Source organism: Paraburkholderia sediminicola (assembly GCF_046026895.1).
Classification (GTDB): Bacteria; Pseudomonadota; Gammaproteobacteria; order Burkholderiales; family Burkholderiaceae; genus Paraburkholderia; species Paraburkholderia sediminicola_C.
This window is the reverse complement of the sequence record NZ_JAQQEU010000021.1, coordinates 15,745-35,421: the sequence shown is the minus strand read 5'-3', so window position 1 is coordinate 35,421 and position 19,677 is coordinate 15,745. Positions and strand designations below refer to the sequence as shown.

The 19,677-nt window shown below is 66.0% G+C and carries 14 protein-coding genes; 8 read left to right on the top strand and 6 right to left on the bottom strand.

Annotated features, from left to right (window positions below; genetic code table 11):
- Positions 1-175: 175 nt before the first annotated feature.
- Positions 176-2,056, bottom strand: coding sequence for a glycoside hydrolase family 15 protein (locus PQR02_RS16850; RefSeq protein WP_408232911.1), 1,881 nt, complete (start codon positions 2,054-2,056; stop codon positions 176-178).
- A gap of 232 nt (positions 2,057-2,288) precedes the next feature.
- On the opposite strand from PQR02_RS16850, the gene PQR02_RS16845 reads away from it, so the two are divergent.
- Positions 2,289-2,534 (top strand): hypothetical protein, encoded by a 246-nt coding sequence (locus tag PQR02_RS16845; protein WP_408233131.1) that lies wholly within the window; start codon positions 2,289-2,291, stop codon positions 2,532-2,534.
- Positions 2,535-2,833: 299 nt separating this feature from the next.
- Here PQR02_RS16845 and PQR02_RS16840 read toward each other — a convergent pair whose 3' ends face one another.
- Complete coding sequence (locus tag PQR02_RS16840; protein WP_408232908.1) at positions 2,834-2,986, bottom strand: DUF3096 domain-containing protein; 153 nt, start codon at positions 2,984-2,986, stop codon at positions 2,834-2,836.
- Positions 2,987-3,211: 225 nt separating this feature from the next.
- On the opposite strand from PQR02_RS16840, the gene PQR02_RS16835 reads away from it, so the two are divergent.
- Positions 3,212-4,543, top strand: coding sequence for a lactonase family protein (locus PQR02_RS16835; RefSeq protein WP_459252050.1), 1,332 nt, complete (start codon positions 3,212-3,214; stop codon positions 4,541-4,543).
- 119 nt (positions 4,544-4,662) lie between these two features.
- Here PQR02_RS16835 and PQR02_RS41025 read toward each other — a convergent pair whose 3' ends face one another.
- Positions 4,663-8,934: a DNA translocase FtsK gene (locus PQR02_RS41025; protein WP_459252058.1), complete on the bottom strand. Its 4,272-nt coding sequence runs from the start codon at positions 8,932-8,934 to the stop codon at positions 4,663-4,665.
- Between the two features lie 311 nt (positions 8,935-9,245).
- Entirely contained in the window at positions 9,246-9,785 is a 540-nt protein-coding gene (locus PQR02_RS16825; RefSeq protein WP_408232902.1) for an META domain-containing protein, read from the bottom strand.
- A gap of 268 nt (positions 9,786-10,053) precedes the next feature.
- Here PQR02_RS16825 and purT point away from each other — a divergent pair, with 268 nt between their 5' ends.
- The 6 genes from purT to PQR02_RS16795 all read left to right on the top strand — a co-directional run bounded on the left by purT (position 10,054) and on the right by PQR02_RS16795 (position 17,470).
- Positions 10,054-11,268 (top strand): formate-dependent phosphoribosylglycinamide formyltransferase, encoded by a 1,215-nt coding sequence (gene purT / locus PQR02_RS16820; RefSeq protein WP_408232899.1) that lies wholly within the window; start codon positions 10,054-10,056, stop codon positions 11,266-11,268.
- Between the two features lie 147 nt (positions 11,269-11,415).
- Positions 11,416-11,628, top strand: coding sequence for a DUF6726 family protein (locus PQR02_RS16815; RefSeq protein WP_408232896.1), 213 nt, complete (start codon positions 11,416-11,418; stop codon positions 11,626-11,628).
- Between the two features lie 68 nt (positions 11,629-11,696).
- Positions 11,697-12,065: an MliC family protein gene (locus tag PQR02_RS16810; protein WP_408232893.1), complete on the top strand. Its 369-nt coding sequence runs from the start codon at positions 11,697-11,699 to the stop codon at positions 12,063-12,065.
- 255 nt (positions 12,066-12,320) lie between these two features.
- Positions 12,321-13,973 carry an acetolactate synthase large subunit gene (locus PQR02_RS16805; RefSeq protein ID WP_408232890.1) on the top strand — a complete coding sequence of 551 codons (1,653 nt, stop codon included), beginning with the start codon at positions 12,321-12,323 and terminating at the stop codon, positions 13,971-13,973.
- Between the two features lie 99 nt (positions 13,974-14,072).
- Positions 14,073-15,509 (top strand): aldehyde dehydrogenase family protein, encoded by a 1,437-nt coding sequence (locus PQR02_RS16800; RefSeq protein ID WP_408232887.1) that lies wholly within the window; start codon positions 14,073-14,075, stop codon positions 15,507-15,509.
- 482 nt (positions 15,510-15,991) lie between these two features.
- A complete protein-coding gene (locus PQR02_RS16795) occupies positions 15,992-17,470 on the top strand; it encodes a DEAD/DEAH box helicase (protein WP_408232884.1) in 1,479 nt (492 codons plus the stop codon).
- An 82-nt stretch (positions 17,471-17,552) separates the two neighbouring features.
- Here PQR02_RS16795 and gluQRS read toward each other — a convergent pair whose 3' ends face one another.
- Together gluQRS and PQR02_RS16785 are read right to left on the bottom strand one after the other, a co-directional pair.
- A complete protein-coding gene (gene gluQRS / locus PQR02_RS16790; protein ID WP_408232881.1) occupies positions 17,553-18,437 on the bottom strand; it encodes a tRNA glutamyl-Q(34) synthetase GluQRS in 885 nt (294 codons plus the stop codon).
- A gap of 220 nt (positions 18,438-18,657) precedes the next feature.
- Positions 18,658-19,521: a sulfurtransferase gene (locus PQR02_RS16785; RefSeq protein ID WP_408232878.1), complete on the bottom strand. Its 864-nt coding sequence runs from the start codon at positions 19,519-19,521 to the stop codon at positions 18,658-18,660.
- Between the last annotated feature and the right edge of the window lie 156 nt (positions 19,522-19,677).

The window sequence follows — 19,677 nt, the reverse complement described above, 5'->3', positions numbered from 1 at the left end:
TGGGGCTTCGCAAACACGCGTGAGGCGTTGCGGCAGGCCATTTTGGTTGTGGGCACATTAATTTTCGGCCGACAGTCTGGATGATAATAACCAACTACTCGCTGATAATAACCAACTACTCGAGTTTGTGCAATGCAACAATTTCCGTGCGAGCAGCGCGCAAAGCGTCATTAAATCATGCTACTGGCGATGCTGCCGCGCCGCTATCCGGGGTTGCCTCAGCCTTAAGTTCCGCCGATCCGCTGCCGTTATGGGCCGGATGGCCGGTTGCCTGCGCCATTTCCTGTTCGTGCTTCATCAGGTTCAGGCCGGTGTGCACCAGCGCCACATGCGAGAACGCCTGCGGGAAGTTGCCTACCAGACGCTTTTCGAGCGGATCATACTCTTCAGCGAGCAGACCCACGTCGTTGCATAGCGCGAGCAGCCGTTCGTACATCTCGATGGCTTCACCGACGCGGCCTTGCAACGCCAGGTTGTCCACCATCCAGAACGAGCATGCAAGGAACGTTCCTTCGCCGGGCGGCAGGCCGTCGTCGTATTCGGTGGTGCGATAGCGCATCACGAAGCCGTCGCGCATCAGGTCCTTTTCGATTGCCGCCACGGTGCCCTTGATGCGCGGATCGTGCGGCCGCAGGAAGCCGACCAGCGGCAGCAGCAATACGCTCGCGTCCAGCTGGTCGCTGCCGTAGTACTGCGAGAACGCGTTGAGCGCGGGATTCCACGCTTTCTCGCAGACTTCCGCGTGAATCTTGTCGCGGATCGCGCGCCAGTCGTCGAGCGGGCCGTCGAGTTTGAACATCTCGGCCGATTTGATCGCGCGATCGAACGCGACCCACGCCATCACCTTCGAGAACGTGAAATGCTGGCGGCCGCCACGCGTTTCCCAGATGCCTTCGTCGGGCTCCTGCCAGATCGTTTCGAGGTGACCCAGCAGCGCGCGTTGCACGTTCCACGCGGTGTCGTCCGCTTGCAGGCCGCCCATGCGTGCCAGATGCAGCGCGTTCATCACTTCGCCATAAACGTCGAGCTGGCGCTGGCCGACCGCGTTATTGCCGATGCGCACCGGCTTCGCGCCCTGATAGCCCGGCAGCCAGTCGATTTCGAATTCCGGCAGCCGCCGCTCGCCGGCGATCCCATACATGATCTGCAACTGTTCCGGCGCGCCCGCCATCACGCGGCCGAGCCAGCTGCGCCACGCGCGCGCTTCGTCGTAGTGGCCGCCACGCATCATCGCAAGCAGGGTGATGGTGGCGTCGCGCAGCCAGCAGTAGCGGTAGTCCCAGTTGCGCGTGCCGCCGAGCTGTTCCGGCAGCGACGTGGTGGGCGCCGCGACGATGCCGCCGGTGGGCTCGTAGGCGAGCGCGCGCAGCGTGATCAGCGACCGGCGGATCGGTTCGGCCCATCGGCCTTCGACGGTGCCGCGCGCCGACCATTCGAGCCAGTGGTTCTCGGTGCGTGCGAGCGCGGTGTGCGGATCGCGCGCGGGCGGAATGCGCAGATGCGACGGCGCATAGGCGAGCGAAAACGGCACCCGTTCGCCTTCGCTTACCGTGAATTCGGCGACGGTTCTCATGTCCTCGCCGCGCAATTCGACCGGCGTGCGCAGCACCGCGTTGTCCGGCCCGACGATCGCCTTGATGCCGCTATCGTGCTTGAGCCGGTCGACCCACGGAATCGAAAAGCCATAGTCGAAGCGCAGCACCAGCTCCATCTTCATGCGCACGCTGCCGCGCTTGCCGACAACGATGCGCACCAGCTCGGACCAGCCATTGCCCGGCGGCATGAAATCGATCAGCGTGACGGCGCCCTCGGGCGTGGCGAATTCGGTTTCGAGAATCAGGGTTTCGCCGCGATACCGGCGCGTGATGGTCGGCGCGCTGTCGGAGACCGGCGAGAGCAGCCAGCGGCCGTTCTCGGGCGTGCCGAGCAGGGCGGCGAAGCAGGCGCCGGAGTCGAAACGCGGCCAGCAGAGCCAGTCGACGGAACCTTCGCGGGAAACGAGCGCGGCCGTGTGGCCGTCGCCGATGAGCGCATAGTCTTCGATGAGTGCGGGCATGGAGGGAGCGTGTCAGTGATGACGGGCGGCGCGGGCCGCCGCGCGAAAGTCGTGGTTACTACCGGACCCGCGCGATGCAGTTTGGTTCATCGCGCAATGCGGCAAAACGCGGGTTGGTAATCTGTCGAACGAATGCCTACAATCAAAAATCCAGCCGATGTCCGGACCCTCCCGGATTGCGAGTCGGCCTTGCCCATGGCGTATGCAGACGCCGTTTCCGAGGACGAAAGCCATGCTGAACCCTTCGAAATCCGATTGCATCACGATTCTCTCGGCCGCCAGCGAACTTGCCGGCGATTCAATGCTGCCGCTCGATCCTGCCCGGCTGGGCCTGAGCCGCAACGGCTTGCTGACCGCCGCGTCTTTCCTGGTCGAACGGGCTTGCTTCCGGCGTTATCAGGAAGGTGACGGCCATTATGCCGTCGGCGCGTTGTCGTTGCAGGGACGGCTGCGGCTCGAACAGCTGTCGCAGGGCTGAGTTGCGGCTCCGGGACTGGCAGCGGACTTAAGCCTTCGTCACTCGCGAACCTGCTGGGCGCGAGCCAGCGGCCGCCCTACATCGAGCTTGCACCGCGTGGCGGCGCTTCTTCGCGATGGGCATTGCGTTCGCGCAGTGCCGCACTGCGCGCTGATGCATGGTCGCCCGTAGGTGCTCATCGGACGCGCCTTTGCGCGCGCTTCGTCACGCCTTCATCCCGTCGATGCAAAAACCTGGCCGGGCGCGCGCTGCGCCCGCCCAGGCGTGCATTACCGCTTGCGCCGGCCGACCGCAGCCGCTCAGAAGTGCTTCGATCCCACGTCGAAGATCCCAATGATGCCAATGATGATCAGATAGAGCGCGACGATGTAGTTCAACAGGCGCGGCATGACGAGAATCAGAATACCGGCGATCAACGAAACCAGCGGGCCCAGGCTGAGTGTGACGTTCATGAAGACTCCGTAGTGTGAAACGCGTGAGACGCGATTGAAAAAATGTCCCGCGACGCTGGACAATGGCTACCGATGCGCGCCGGATGCCGGCAGCCGGATTCGCTGCATGATCCTGCGTAACGCTTCTATACTTGCCTCGATAAGAACAACGCTCGACCCACCGCGCGGCAGACCAGAGACTCCAGTACAACCGCTTCGACCCAATAACCGATGTCAGGAGGTTCTATGCTTCGTCGTCGCCGGGGCGCCGTGCCTGCCGTTTCGAGTTCTGCTTCGCTTACTGCTCCACCTTCGTTGCTTGCCTTTCCGGCTTGCGCCGCTGATTCCACGTCGTGGCGCGCGCGGCGGTCCGCTCCGCTTTGCACCGCCCATTCGATCATAAAAGGTTTCATGCTCATGGTATCGATTGTTGCGTCGCATGCGTACGCGCAAGATTCCGGCCCGGTCCCCGCGGATGGGGTCTACCACATGCTCATCGGCACGTACACCGCCGGCAAGAGCGAGGGCATCTACGTCTACCGCTTCGACACGAAGACCGGCGCGGCCACGCGGGTGTCGGTGGCGCAGACGGTCAATCCGTCGTTCCTCGTGGTGAGCCGCGACCGCCGCTTCGTCTACGCGGTCAACGAATTGCCCGGCGACAACGGCCCGGCCACGCAGCGCGGCGGCATCAGCGCGTTTCGCTTCGACGCCGCGCAGGGACAGCTGACATTTCTCAACAAGGTGTCGTCGGACGGCAATGATCCGTGCTATCTCAGCTTCTCACCGGACGAGAAGTATTTGCTGACCGCGAACTACTCGGTGGCGGCCGACCCGGGCGGCAGCTTCGCGGTGTTTCCGTTGCAGGGCGACGGCCAGGTCGGCACGTCGGTGCTCACCGTGCATCACGAGGGCGGCGGTCCAGTGAAGGGACGTCAGGACAGTTCGCACGTTCACTCGACGGTGTTCTCACGGGATGGGCAGTATCTGTTCACGCAGGACCTCGGCGCCGACAAGCTGTACGCGTACCGCTACACGCCGGGCGACAGCCACGGCCCGGTCACTCCGACCGACTGGGGCTATACGCAGCAGAAGGCCGGCACGGGTCCGCGCCATCTGATTTTCGGCGCGGACGGCAAGCACGCGTATCTGACGAGCGAACTGGCCGGCACCGTCAGCACGCTCGATTACCGCGACGGCAAGCTCACGCAGGTGCAATCGCTGTCGCTCACCGACCCGGGCTTCAAGGGCGCGGTGGGCGCCGCGGCCATTCACATGTCACCGGACGGGCGCTTCGTGTACGCGTCCAATCGCGGCGACGCGAATGAGATCGTGATCTTCTCGGTCGATCCCGCCAATGGGCGTCTGAAGAAGATCGGGCATCAATCGAGCCTCGGCAAGTCGCCGCGTGAATTCGCGATCGACCCGAGCGGCAACTGGTTGATCGTCGGCAATCAGAACAGCGATACCGTGTACGTCTTCAAGCGCGATCAGCAAACCGGTCTGCTCGATCCGACGCCGAAGCAGCACTTCGAACTCGGCTCGCCGGTGGATTTCAAGCTGGTGTCGCCGTCTTGAAGGATGGCTTGATATGCCCGTGAGCTGAACGCGCGGGCGGATGAAAAGACGGGCCGCGTCGAGCGGCCCGTCTTTCCGCGGCGGACTGTGTGGCGCAGACGGTTGCGCACCGAGCGCCGTTATTCCGCCTGCCCAGGCGCGAGCACTTCGCGGCTGCCGTTGATGCTCATCGCCGACACGAGTCCCGCCGTCTCCATCTGTTCGACCAGACGCGCCGCGCGGTTATAGCCGATGCGCAACTGCCGCTGCACCGACGAAATCGACGCGCGCCGCGTGCGCACCACGAACGCGACGGCTTCGTCGTAGAGCGGGTCGGCTTCCGCATCCGGCGATTCGCCGAACAGGTCCTGCGCCGCGCCGCCATCGGTGGCCGGGCCGTCGAGAATGCCTTCCTCGTACTGCGGCTCGCCGAACTGCTTCAGGTATTCGACGATCCGGTGCACTTCCTCGTCGGCGACGAACGCGCCGTGCACCCGTTGCGGGTAGCCCGTGCCCGGCGGCAGGAACAGCATGTCGCCCTGGCCGAGCAGCGACTCGGCGCCCATCTGATCGAGAATCGTGCGCGAGTCGATCTTCGACGACACCTGGAACGCGACACGCGTTGGAATGTTCGCCTTGATGAGCCCGGTGATCACGTCGACCGAGGGCCGCTGCGTCGCCAGAATCAGGTGGATGCCGGCCGCGCGCGCCTTCTGGGCGAGCCGCGCGATCAGCTCTTCGATCTTCTTGCCCGCCACCATCATCAGGTCCGCGAGTTCGTCGATCACGACCACGATCAGCGGCAGCGGCGCGAGCGGCTCGGGCGCGTCGGGCGTCAGCGAGAACGGGTTGCCGAGCTTCTTGCCTTTCGCTTCGGTGTCGCGGATTTTCTGGTTGAAGCCGGCAAGATTGCGCACGCCGACCGCCGACATCAAGCGGTAGCGCTTCTCCATTTCGCCGACACACCAGTTCAGCGCGTTGGCCGCGAGCTTCATGTCGGTGACGACCGGCGCGAGCAGATGCGGAATGCCTTCGTACACCGACAGCTCCAGCATCTTCGGGTCGATCATGATGAGGCGCACTTCTTCGGGCGTCGCCTTGTAGAGCAGCGAGCAGATCATCGCGTTGATCGCGACGGACTTGCCCGAGCCGGTCGTGCCCGCGACCAGCATGTGCGGCGCCTTCGCCAGATCGGCGACGACCGGATGGCCGGTGATGTCCTTGCCCATCGCCAGCGTCAGCTGCGAGTGCGAGTTCTGATAGACGCTGGCTTCGAGGATTTCCGACAGACGGATCGTCTGGCGCTTCGCGTTCGGCAATTCGAGGCCCATACAGGTCTTGCCGGGAATCGTTTCGACGACGCGGATCGACGTGAGACCGAGCCCGCGCGACAGGTCCTTCATCAGCCCGACGATCTGGCTGCCGCGCACGCCGAGCGCCGGCTCGACTTCGAAGCGCGTGATGACCGGACCGGCCGACGCGCCGACCACCGTGACAGGCACTTTGAATTCCTGCAGACGCTGCTCGATCAGCAGACCGGTTTCGATGAGCTTTTCTTCGGAGACCGGTTCGACGTCGGTGTCCGCGGGTGCGAGCAGATCGAGCGTCGGCAATTCGACCATCGACGCGGCGGGCGCGTGGAATTCGAAGCCGTTGACCGGTGGGTGGCCGCGCAGCGGCGGGCGTTGGGCGGCGGGTTCCGCGGCGGGCGGCTCGGGGGTGAAGTGGGGCGCTTGTGGGGTGATCGCCGTGGTTGAGGTTGCCGGGATTGCGGACGTTGTCAGTGTTATCGGGGCGATGGGCGAATCGATGGCGGGGGCGCTGGTGATAGCAGGGTCTTGCGCGCCGATGGCTTCTTCCGCGTGGGACCAGGGTGCCGGTGGTGCGGGTTGAGCGGCAAAGCCGGGGAAGCGAACCACGTTCGACGCTTGCGGCGCGATAGAAGGAGCGATGCTGGCTGCGTGCGCCGCTGCCGACGAAGTGAATGTGCTCGCGGCTTCCAATAGGTTCGGAAGCGCAGGGGTGTTCGCTGCTTGCGTGTCGGCCGATGCCGCTTGCTTGCTCGTGCTCGTGGATTGCAGCGGCGGGGTGTTGTCAGACGGTGGCAGGGATTCGTCAGGCGTGGCCGTATGGGCGTGGCTGACAGGCGGTGCGCTCTGTGTTGCTGCTGCGGGATGCGTTGCCTGCGGCGCGGTGCGTGTTTGCCAAGGCGCTGGCGCCTGATCGATGACGATTTCGGCCTCAGGTTTGGGTGGCTGCGCTGCCGGTGCAGCGGCGAAGCGCGGCGCAGCGATAGAAGCAGCTTCTTCGACGTGCGCGGGTGCCACCGCAGGCGACGCGGTGGCGTGCGAAGGCGCTACGGGTCGATCGAGCGGGTGAGCGGGCTCGACGTTGGGACGCGGGTGGCTGTCGATCGGTGCCGGCGCTTGTGGCGAGTCGTCCTCGAACGGTGAGGTGTCTTCGGCTTCTTCGTCTGTTTGTTTGTCGCCCGCTTGCCACTGGGTCGCGAAAGTTTGGAAGGGTGTGGGAGTCGCGATAGGGGGCGTGCGTCGCGGTGCAGGTGTGGGAGGTGTGGACGGGGCTGGTGTAGAGACAACAGGTGAAGTCACGGCGGGTGCAGACACAACCGCGTCAGCCACACCAGCCACACCAGCCACCACCGCATCAGACACAGATCCCGGGCGCGCAAACGCGGCTGTCGCACGCTCAGCGATATCGCCAGCCGCGCCATCCGGCGTCGACTCCGCCACAGCCATCGGCGGCGTGTGAATGATCGGCGGCTGGATCGGCCATTGCACGACAGGCTCCGCGCCGACCTCGACCGGCGGCACATCGAACGCGGCGTCCGCGCGCGTCGGTTCAATCGGCGCTGTCTCGACGGGCGCATAGGCCAATGGATGCGCCGCCGCCCGCTCGACGCCCTCGCGCGCCGGCTCATACGCGCTCGTCGCCGACGCTGTCTGAACCGGGTCGATACTCGGGGCATCCTCGCCGGACCTCTCAACCTCGAAAGACGGCGCGGCGTTCGCCGCAACCACGCCCTTCGCACCTTCCGCGCCGCTGCTGCGCGCGAGGCTCACGCCGGCCAGATCGGTCCAGCGCGCGGCGTTTTCGGCGATGCTGCGAAGCGTTTCCTCTACACTGGCAGGCGGCGAGGTTTTCTGCGCTGTGGGCATCGGGCGAGTGAAAGCCGGTGCCGGGCGGCGCGAGTCTGGCGCCGGCGTGACGCCGTTCGCAAGCGGCGCGGCCGGAAACGGTTGACGAGGCGTCGCGGTACGGTTGAGGGGAGTTGCCGCGCCAGCCGAACTCTGCATCGTCGACCCACGGCTCACGCCGCCGCCTGCGGGATGAGCCGTCGAATGCGCAGCCGCGCCGCTCACGCCGCCTGCAAGCGCGCCCGACGCCGTGCGCGCCGCCGCGCCAGCGTAAGCCGCTTGCGCCGCCGCACCTGCCGCACCCGACGCAGCAGCGGCCACACCAGCCGCAGCCGCCCGGCCCGCGCCGGCCCCAGACGATCCCGCCGGACGCTGCTCGCCGGCCGAGCGCCGGCCGACCTGCAAGGCAGGATCGCGAGGCACGCCACCTGACGTACCCGACGCCTCCATGCGTCCCGCAGCACCGGAACGCGGCGCGGTCTCACGCAGCCATCCCGCCGGCGCAACCGGCTCGGTCGGCAAGAACGCAGTCTTGTCCGGATTCAACGCTGATGCCTGACGCGGCGATACCGCAGTACCTGTGCGCAAAACCGGCTCAATCTGCTTCGCCAGAGCGCGCGCGGCGGGCGCGCCGGCACGCCAGCTCGACCTGCTGCCACGCGCGCCCGCGTCCTTACCCGACGCCATGCCCGCCGCACCCGCGCCCGCATTCCCGCCGGCGCCCGCACCCGCACTGCGGCCGCTCACCGGTGGCCGCCACACTGTCGGCCGCGCATAGCGCCCATTGCTCTTCGGCGCCATCGTATTGGTGGCCGGCGAAACGGGCGAAGGCAAACCCTCCTCGACGCTGCGATGACGGCGCGCCTGCTCGTCGCGCCTCGCGAGGCCACGCGACAAACCGAGACCGAACGCGCCGTCCGCCCACGCGGCGAAATCTCGCCAGCGGAAATCGATCAGCCAGGGCAGGCTGATCACGAGCAGGGCGAGCGCCGCGAGCGGCGTGCCGATATGTCCGAGCAGATGGCCGAAGCCCGCGGCCAGCGCATGGCCCAGGCCATTGACGTCCGCGATGCCGATCAGCGCTGCCTCCAACGTGCAGCTCGCCGCCATCACGCAGACGAAGCCCAGCCACAGCCGGATCGTGCCGGGACCGCGCAAGCCTGCGCCGCCCGGCAGCACCGACTTCACGAGGCGCCACAAAAGAGGAATGAACCAGACGGCCGACCCGCCGAACCAGCCGAAAACTACCGTGTGCATACTAGACATCAACGAATGATGGACGCGCGAAAACGCAATCCGTCGAGTTTAACCGGCGCAGCCCGAGGCTTCGACGGCCGACGCAAGTATGCTTGCGTCTGATGGGAAAGCGGACCGGCGCGCGGCCCGCCATCGGTGCAAAACAACGGCTGCCGGAGCGGCCCGCGCAGCTCGCGCAGACCGTCTCGAACGCGGCCGCGCGCGCTCGATGATGCGTCGGAAGGTTGGGCCGCCGCCGCATCGCAAGCCACGCCGTCCGCATCACGCGACACGCTGCCGGCCGGCCATCAGCCGGCCCTGGTCAGCGCCGTTCACTTGTCGCTGCGATCGAACGTCAACGTGTCGCCGTTATCGAGTATCAGCTGCATCTGTTGCGGCGGGCGCATCTGCACGCCGGTGCGGTCGATGCGCGTCAGCGCGTCGAGAAACGCGCCTTCGATCTTGCCGCCCGGCGTCATGCACGCCATGCGCGTGCCGGCCAGCGGCCCGAAGCTCAGCTTGCCGTCCTTCAGCGCATACGAACCCATGTAGCGGTTGCAGCCGGAAAAGCCGCTCGCGTGACGCTGGCCGGTCTTGGTGGAGAGCGTCAGCGTGATCGGCTCGCCCTGATCCGCGGACGGCAGCGCGCGCGCCGTGCCGTCGTTCTGCTTCCATGCGGTCAACACCCAGCTGGTGTCGTCGAGCAACTGCGCGGCGGCGGGATTGAATGGATCGGGCGCCGCGGCGGCCGAGTCGGGATGTTTCGGGATCGCGCAGGCGCTCATCAGCGCGGCGACGCTCAACGCGGCGAGGGCCGCGCGCGCATGAGTGGTGAAGCGCGCAACACCTCGCGCGGAGGAGCTTTGGAGCATGGCGTCGTTCCTCTTCAAACTGGCGAAGGCGTAAGGGTAACGCACTAAGCTTGCCGCACGCGAGCGCAACGGCGTGCGGATACTTTAATGAGATTGCAGCGGTGCCCGTGCGCGCCGCCGCCGTGTCCCGTCGAGCCGCGTCGGGCCTCCCATGCGCAGCTGGCGACACACGAATGCGGCCGCCGCGAGCAAGGCGCGGCGAGGGGCCCGCATGTTAACATCGCGCTCTAACCAATCCCACTCTCATTCCGACTTTTTTGGAGACATCATGCAGATCGGCCAACGGATCGGCACGCCGCTTTCTGACTCCGCCACGCGCGTCATGCTGCTCGGTGCCGGCGAGCTCGGCAAGGAAGTGATCATCGCGCTGCAACGGCTGGGCGTCGAAGTGATCGCCGTCGACCGTTATCCGAATGCGCCGGGTCATCAGGTCGCGCATCGCTCGCACGTGATCGACATGACCGACCGCGCCGCGCTGCGCGCGCTGGTCGAGCTGGAGCGCCCGCATCTCATCGTCCCCGAGATCGAGGCGATCGCCACCGACGCGCTCGCCGCGATCGAAACCGACGGTCTCGCCGAAGTGATCCCGACCGCGCGCGCCACCCAGCTCACGATGAATCGTGAAGGCATCCGCCGTCTCGCGGCCGAAGAGCTCGGCTTGCCGACCTCGCCGTACGCGTTCGCCGATTCGCTCGACGAACTGCGCGCCGGCATCGCCAAGGTCGGCTATCCGTGCGTCGTGAAGCCGGTGATGTCGTCGTCGGGCAAGGGGCAGTCGGTGCTCAGAAGCGACGCCGACGTCGAACCCGCCTGGCAGTATGCGATGGCGGGCGGCCGCGTGAATTACGGCCGCGTGATCGTCGAAGGCTTTATCGACTTCGAATACGAGATCACGCAGTTGACCGTGCGCGCGATCGACCCGGCGAGCGGCGCGGTCAGCACGTATTTCTGCGATCCGATCGGCCACGTGCAGGTCGCGGGCGACTATGTCGAATCGTGGCAGCCGCAGCCGATGAGCCCGCTCGCGCTCGAACGTTCGCGCGAAGTGGCTCGCAAGGTGACGGCTGCGCTCGGCGGGCGGGGCCTGTTCGGCGTGGAACTTTTCGTGCGGGGCGATGACGTATGGTTCTCCGAAGTGAGCCCGCGTCCGCACGACACGGGGCTCGTCACGCTGTGTTCGCAACGCTTCTCGGAGTTCGAGCTGCATGCGCGCGCGATCCTCGGCTTGCCGGTGGATACGTCGCTGCGGGCGCCGGGGGCATCGGCGGTGATCTACGGCGGTCTGGACGAAGCCGGCATCGCCTTCGAAGGCGTCGCGGCGGCGTTGGCGGTGCCCCACGCGGATCTGCGCCTGTTCGGCAAGCCGGAGAGCTTCGTCAAGCGCCGCATGGGTGTTGCGCTCGCCACCGGCGAGAACCTCGACGACGCGCGTTCGCGCGCGAAGCAGGCCGCGGCGGCGGTGCGGCCGGTGTCGTCGAAGTAAGGTCGAGGCAAGCGGCGCGGCGGGATGCGCTCGCGAGTGTTTCGATGCATGAACCGCGCGTGCGGCAGTTTGGCCGCGCGCATTCCGAATGACGGCGGCTCGCCGGGCCGGTTGGGCTCATCGAAGCTGATTGAAGCAGGGATTCGTATGGCGCTTGAATCGCGCAGGATCACGCGGCGCGGCATGGCCGGGCGTCTCGGCGCAGTCGGCGTGTCGTTCGCGCTATGTGCGGCGCTGACCGGGTGCGGCCTCGCGGCTGCGCCGTGCCGGGTCGCATCGGCCGGCTTGAAGATCGTGCCGGTGATCGGGCACGTCGCGGCCGCGCCGACCGATGCGTGCGCCGCGGTGATCGATCCCTGACCGGCCTGTCATCGCACCGTCCGGGTTTCGTTGTCCAGTTTGGTATGCAGCAACGTTCGAGGCATCCAGTGAAGACATGGCTTGTGGCAAGCCTCACGGCGGCGGGTCTCGCGGCGCTTGGCGCCAATGCGTGGGCCGCGCCGTTGCAGTTCGGCGAGATCCAGACCAAAAGCCGCCAGACGCACAAGTACACCTGCGCGACCGGCAAGATTCTGCACGTCACCTACTGGAACACGGCGAATGGCCAGAGCTTCGCGCTCGTGCCCGTCAAAGGCAAGCCGCTCCTGTTCGTCAACACGATCTCGGCGTCCGGCGCGAAATACCAGGCCGGCAGCTATACCTGGTGGACCAAGGGCCCGCGCGCGGACCTCTACGACGCGATGGCCGGCGCGAACGCGCCGCCGATTCTGTCCGACTGCGTCACCATCATTCGCTAGGCCCGATGCGGCGGCTCCCGTTGCCGGTGCTACCGCCGCTCGCGCCGGACGCTTGCCGTCATCCCAGCCGCACGGCATCGCCCCGCTGCGCGCATCATTTCCCTCCGAGTAGTAAGCTGTCCGGCATGGCATTCGCCGTGCCGTCATGCCATGCCGCGCGCTGTCCGCGTGGCCGTCGTCGTCTTCGATCGTCCGTCTCCGGACCCTAACGGCTGGGCTCGCCGCCCATCGCCGTACCATCAAGCGAGACCCTCAATGAAAGCATCGGACCTGTTCGTCAAGTCGCTGGAAGCCGAAGGTGTCGAGTACGTGTTCGGCATCCCCGGCGAAGAAAATCTCGATCTGCTCGAATCGCTGCGCCGCTCGAAAATCCGTCTGATCCTCACGCGGCACGAACAGGCGGCCGGCTTCATGGCCGCGACCTACGGGCGGCTCACCGGCCGCGCCGGCGTGTGTCTGGCCACCCTCGGCCCCGGCGCGACCAACTTCGTGACTGCCGCCGCGTATGCGCAGCTAGGCGGCATGCCGATGCTGATGGTCACCGGGCAAAAGCCGATCAAGTCGAGCAAGCAAGGCCATTTCCAGATCGTCGACGTGGTGCGGATGATGGAGCCGCTCACCAAGTACACGCGGCAGATCGTGTCGGTCGCCAACATTCCGGCGGCGGTGCGCGAGGCCGTCCGGCAGGCCGAAGAGGAGCGGCCCGGCGCCACGCACCTTGAATTGCCCGAAGACGTCGCGCATGAGGAGGGCGACGGCAAGCCGATTCCGAAGAGCTTCAGCCGCCGCCCCGTTGCCGAGGAAAAAGCGGTGGCGCGCGCGGTCGAGGCGATCAGCGGCGCGAAGCATCCGTTGCTGATGATCGGCGCGGGGGGCAATCGCAAGACCACCACGAAAATGCTGCGCGAGTTCGTCGACCAGATCGGCATCCCGTTCTTCACCACGCAGATGGGCAAGGGCGTGATCGACGAATCGCATCCGATGTGGCTCGGCAACGCGACGCTGTCCGACGGCGACTTCGTGCATCGCGCGATCGACCATGCGGACTGCATCATCAATGTCGGCCACGACGTGATCGAGAAGCCGCCGTTCTTCATGCGCAGCGGCGACGCGGGCGAGAAGACGGTGATTCACGTCAACTTTCTCGGCGCGGAAGTCGACACCGTGTATTTCCCGCAGATCGAAGTGGTCGGCGATATCGCGAACGCGGTGTGGCAGTTGAAGGAAAGCCTCAAGGAGCGCCAGGAGCATTGGGACTTCACGCGCTTCAAGGAGATCAAGCAGCACTTGGAAGCGCATCTGGTCAAAGGCCAGCACGACGACCGCTTCCCGATGTACCCGGTGCGTATCGTCAACGACGTATACGAGACCACGCCGGTGGACGGCATCGTGTGTCTGGACAACGGCATGTACAAGATCTGGTTCGCGCGCTACTACCGCGCGCATGAACCGAATTCGCTGCTGCTCGACAACGCGCTGGCGTCGATGGGCGCGGGCTTGCCTTCGGCGATCGCCACGAAGATCGTGCACCCGGACCGCAAGGTGATGGCCGTGTGCGGCGACGGCGGCTTCATGATGAATTCGCAGGAACTGGAAACGGCGGTGCGCCTGAAGCTCGATCTGGTGATCCTGATCCTGCGCGACGACGCGTTCGGGATGATCCGCTGGAAGCAGGAAAACATGAACTTCCCGGACTACGGGATGACGCTCGCCAATCCGGATTTCGTCGCGTACGCGCAGAGCTATGGCGCCAAAGGCCATCGGATCGACTCGGCCGCGCAGTTCGCGCCCTTGCTGCGGGAGTGTTTCGTGACGCCCGGCGTGCACGTGATCGATGTGCCGATCGACTATTCGGACAACGAGCGTGTGCTCAATCGCGAGATCAAGCGGCTTTCGGCGCAACTGTGAGCTTTATCTGAAGCGTCATTGGGCGGCATGGGCCTCGCTGGCCGTGCTGCTCCTGCTACAGCTACTTACTGTCAGGCATCGGATCAAGGAGAACGCGTCATGTTGCAGAAGACTTATCCGTACTATCTCGCGAACGAAGCGGTGGCCGCCAACACCGATCTCGAAGTCACCGATAAATTCAGCGGCGAAGTGGCGACCCGCGTGGCGATGGCCGATGCGAGCGCAATCGACAAGGCAATCGGCCACGCCGTCGACGCGATGCCCGCGATGCGCGCGTTTGCCCCGTTCAAACGCCAGGCGGTGCTCGAACATTGCGTGAAGCGCTTTCGCGAGCGCTACGACGAACTGGCGCTTGCGCTGTGCATCGAAGCCGGCAAGCCGATCAACGATTCGAAAGGCGAGGTCACGCGTCTGATCGATACGTTCAAGGTGGCCGCCGAGGAGAGCGTGCGGATCGACGGCGAGATCGTCAATCTGGAAATCTCGGCGCGCGCGAAGGGCTATCACGGCTATGTGAAGCGCGTGCCGATCGGCCCGTGCTCGTTCATTTCGCCGTTCAATTTTCCGCTGAACCTGACCGCGCACAAGGTCGCGCCGGCGATCGCCGCGGGCGTGCCGTTCGTGCTGAAGCCGGCGAGCCGCACGCCGGTCGGCGCGCTGATCATGGGCGAGATACTCGCGGAAACCGATCTGCCGAAAGGCGCGTTCTCGATCCTCCCCGCGCATCGCGACGGCGCCGATCTCTTCACCACCGACGAGCGCTTCAAGCTGCTGTCGTTCACCGGCTCGCCGGCGGTCGGCTGGGATCTGAAGAAGAAGGCCGGCAAGAAGAAAGTGATTCTGGAGCTGGGCGGTAACGCGGCCGCGATCGTCGACGGCGATCAGGGCGGCAAGCTCGACTACGTGGTCGAGCGGCTCGCGTTCGGCGCGTTCTATCAGTCGGGGCAGAGTTGCATCGGCGTGCAGCGGATTTTGGTGCACGCACAGGTTTATGACGCGCTGCGCGAGAAGCTGATCGCGAAGACGAAGTCACTCGTGATGGGCGACCCGAAAGACGAAAAGACCTTCGTCGGGCCGATGATCTCCGAGTCGGAGTCGAAGCGCCTCGCCGGCTGGATGGATGGCGCGGTAGCGGCGGGCGCGAAGATCGTCGCGGGCGGCAAGGTCGACGGCGCGATGTTCGAGGCCACGCTGCTCGAAGGCGTGAAGCGTGACACCGATCTGTATCGCAAGGAAGCGTTCGGGCCGGTGGCGATCCTGGAGCGCTTCGACGATTTCGAGGCCGCGCTCGCCGCCGTCAACGACAGCGACTTCGGCCTGCAAGCCGGCGTGTTCACGGATTCGCTCGCGCATGCGCATCGCGCGTGGGATGCGCTCGACGTGGGCGGCGTGGTGATCAACGACGTGCCGTCGTTCCGGGTCGACAACATGCCGTACGGCGGCGTGAAGGATTCCGGGCTGGGGCGCGAAGGCGTGCGCTACGCGATCGAGGACATGACGGAGATGCGTTTGATGGTAATGCGGGAGACGTGGTAAGAGGGGGCGACGCGGCTGGGGTCAACCGGGGCGGCCGGCGAACCCTCCGGCGCATGGTGCACGCGTGGTGCGCCGCCTTGCGCCGGAGTCCCGCGCGGGCAGCGCTCTGCGATCCGCAGCCGCCGGACAGGGCGCTCGTCAAGGTCCATCCTGTCACGCAACTGTCGTCTGCGCGAACTACGCTGCGAGCGAGGCGGGCCGCCGCTTCGCCGCCGCTTCGCCGCCACTCCGCGCCCCGCGCGCGGCGCGCTTTGCGCGGCGCAAGCAGAAAGCCCGCACATGCGCCATGAGTGTTTTTGCTGAAGTGCTACAATACCGGCCTTTCCGGCGGGTGTTTCCGCCGGCCGGAGCCGGCCGCAGTTTTCCCGTAATACTGACGGGTCCCGTGCGGAACGCCGTGGCTCCGCTTCATCCTGATGCCCTCTGCGGTTCCGACCGCTGCCGCGCGCACCGCGCCAAGCGCATTTTTAGCGAAAGCCACCATGTCCGACACAGCCGTCACGCCCAGCACTGAGACTTTTGATCAATTCGGCCTCGCGCCCGACATCCTGAAGGCCGTCAAGGAATCGGGCTACACCACGCCCACGCCGATCCAGGCGCAGGCGATCCCCGTCGTGCTGGCCGGCCGTGACGTGATGGGCGCCGCGCAAACCGGCACCGGCAAGACCGCGAGCTTCTCGCTGCCGATCATCCAGCGGCTGTTGCCGCAGGCCAGCACGAGCGCGTCACCCGCGCGCCATCCGGTGCGCGCGCTGATCCTCACGCCGACCCGCGAGCTGGCCGACCAGGTCGCCGCCAACGTGCAGTCGTATGCGAAGCACACGGCGCTGCGCAGCGCCGTGGTGTTCGGCGGCGTGGACATGAATCCGCAGTCCGAGCAACTGCGCCGCGGCGTCGAAATCCTGATCGCGACGCCGGGCCGTCTGCTCGATCACGTGCAACAGAAAACCGCCAACCTCGGCCAGGTGCAGATCCTCGTGCTCGACGAAGCCGACCGGATGCTCGACATGGGCTTCCTGCCGGACCTGCAGCGCATCCTGAACCTGTTGCCGAAAGAGCGTCAGACGCTGCTGTTCTCGGCCACGTTCTCGGGCGAAATCAAGAAGCTGGCGGCCACGTATCTGCGCAATCCGCAAACCATCGAAGTCGCGCGCAGCAACTCGACCGCGACCAACGTGACGCAAATCGTCTATGAAGTCGCCGAGGGCGACAAGACCGGCGCGGTCGTGCAATTGATCCGCGAGCGCGGCCTCAAGCAGGTGATCGTGTTCTGCAACAGCAAGATCGGCGCGAGCCGTCTCGCGCGCAGCCTCGAGCGCGACGGCGTGGTGGCGACCGCGATTCACGGCGACCGCACGCAGAACGAGCGCATGCAGGCGCTCGACGCGTTCAAGCGTGGCGAGATCGAAGCGCTGGTGGCGACCGACGTGGCCGCTCGGGGCCTCGATATCGTCGAGTTGCCCGCGGTGATCAACTTCGACCTGCCGTTCAACGCGGAAGATTATGTGCACCGGATCGGCCGTACCGGGCGCGCGGGTGCGTCGGGCGACGCGCTGTCGCTGTGCAGCCCGAACGAGCGCAAGCAGCTTGCCGATATCGAGAAGCTGATCAAGCGTCCGCTGGAAGTGCTGCGCCTCACTGTGGATGTGCCGGTGCGGCATCATCATGAAGAGCGCCCGCCGCGTCGCGAGCGCAGCGGCGACGGCCGTGAAGAGCGCGGCAGCCGCCGCCGCACGGGTGCGTCGGCGGGGTCGTTCGACCGGCCGCATCATCATCATCATCGCGTGCAGCCTGTGGATGATTTCTTCCTGAAGCCGTACGAGCCGTCGCCTGCGTCGGTGCGCAAGATCGAAGAAGCGTCTGCTGCTTCGGCGGCGCCGCAGAAGTCGGGCTCGAAGCAGCCGTTGGCGGCGTTGCTGGGCGGGTTCGGGATGCCCAGGAAGTCGACGTCGTCGTCTTGATTCGCGCTGCAAAGCCGTAAGCGCTTGAGAGTCTCAGGCGCTTCGCGGCCGCAACGGCGAAGCGCTTTCAACGCTTTCGCTTTCAGAAATTCATCCCCATCCGTTTTGCCCATGCCGCTGTAGCGGCGGCATAGAAGCTGTCTAGCGTCGTGTGGGCCTCGCCGGGCAGATCGAGTCCCAGATGCCGTGCGGCGGCGCTCAACGCTTCGAGTGGCTTGTCGGTGTCGAGCGCGGTGGCGCCGTTCTGCTTGCTCAGCTTTTCGCCATGCTCGTTCGTCACGACGGGCACATGCAGATAGTGCGGCGTTCGCACACCAAGACAGCGCTGCAGATAAATTTGCCGCGCCGTCGAATCAATCAGATCCGCGCCGCGCACGATGTGCGTGATGCCCGCGTCCGCATCGTCCACCACCACCGCCAGTTGATACGCCCATTGGCCGTCCGCGCGCTTCAGCACGAAATCGCCGACCTCGGTGGCGAGGTTTTGCGTCTGCTCGCCTTGCCAGCGATCTTCGAAGCTAATCACGGCCGCGTCGCCGTCGGGCACGCGCAAGCGCCATGCTCGCGCGGGTTTGCCGTTGAGTCCGGCGCGGCAGGTGCCGGGGTAGGCGAGCGTCGTGTTGCGCGCATGCGCGTGCAGCAGCGAGTCGGCAATTTCCTTGCGCGTGCAGCCGCACGGGTAGACGAGGCCGGTGGATTTCAATTGCTCCAGCGCCTGCTCGTAGCGCGCCGTGCGCTGGCTTTGCCAGACGGGCGTTTCGTCCGCGAGCATGCCGAAGCGCGCGAGCGTCGCGAGAATATCCTCGACGGCGCCGGGGACGGTGCGCGGACCGTCGATGTCCTCGACGCGTACGAGCCACGCGCCCCGATGCGCGCGGGCGTCGAGCCAGCTGGCCAGCGCGCTGACCAGCGAGCCGTAATGCAACGGCCCGGTCGGCGACGGTGCGAAGCGTCCGCGGTAGGTCATGGTTGGATGGCCGAGGTGGGTGCGGGTACGGGCAGCAACGCGACGGGCATGAGGGCGGCAGAGGGCGAGGGCGCCGAGGCAGCCGCGGCGCCGGCAAATGCCGCTTCACACGCACAGGCCGATACGGGCTTCAGGCAAGGCGCGGCGCCTGTAGACGCATGCGACCCGCCAGCCCGGACCCGCGCGCGCGGCCTCATTCGCCCGCCGTACGCCGCCGTCATTACGCGGCTTGCGCGGCCTTGCTGTCCGGATGGCACGCCGGACACGTCTTGCCCGCCACGTACAGCGGCGACTGTTGCGCGTCGGGCGTGACCACGGCGCGGCAGCCGAAGCATTGCGCGGTCGCCGTCGGCTCCAGTTGCGGATTCAGCGCGGTGCGGTAGTCGAACACGAAGCAGTCGCCGTGATAATGCGCGCCGCCCACTTCCTCGAAATACTTCAGGATGCCGCCTTCGAGCTGGTACACGTTCTCGATGCCGACTTCCTTCATGTGGATCGCGGCCTTCTCGCAGCGAATCCCGCCGGTGCAGAACGACACCACCGTCTTGCCTTCGAGATCGGCGCGATTGTTCTCGATCACTTCCGGAAACTCGCTGAATTTCGTAATGCGGTAGTCGAGCGCGTTGTCGAACGTGCCGACGTCGACTTCGAATGCGTTGCGCGTGTCGAGCATGACCACCGGGCGGCCTTCGTCGTCGTGACCGCGGTCCAGCCAGTGCTTCAGCGTGGGAGCGTCGACGAACGGCGCGCGGCCGAGTTCCGGACGGATGGCCGGCTTCTTCATCGTGATGATTTCGCGCTTGAGCTTGACCAGCATGCGCGTGAACGGCTGCTTTTCCGACAGGCTTTCCTTGAATTGCAGGTTCGCGAACTTGCCTTCGAACAGCGCGTCGTGGCGGATATAGTCGATGAACGCGTCCGTGTTCTCGCGCGTGCCGGCGACGAACAGGTTGATGCCTTCCGGCGCCAGCAGGATGGTGCCGCGCAGGCCGAGCGCGTTGCAGCGTTCAGTGACGAACGGGCGCCATGCGGCGGTGTCTTCGATGGTCGCGAAGTGATACGCGGCGAGATTGACGATACTCATGTGTGTCCAGCGGTAAGAAGTGGCCGGCGTGGCGAAAAGCGGGGGGCGTTGAGCCGCCGCGTTGCGCGTGGGGAAGCCGGGCTGAGCCAAGGTGTCGCGGCCACGTCGAAAAGGGCGAAACCGCTATTATCCCTCAACCCGGCGTTTTGCCGGACT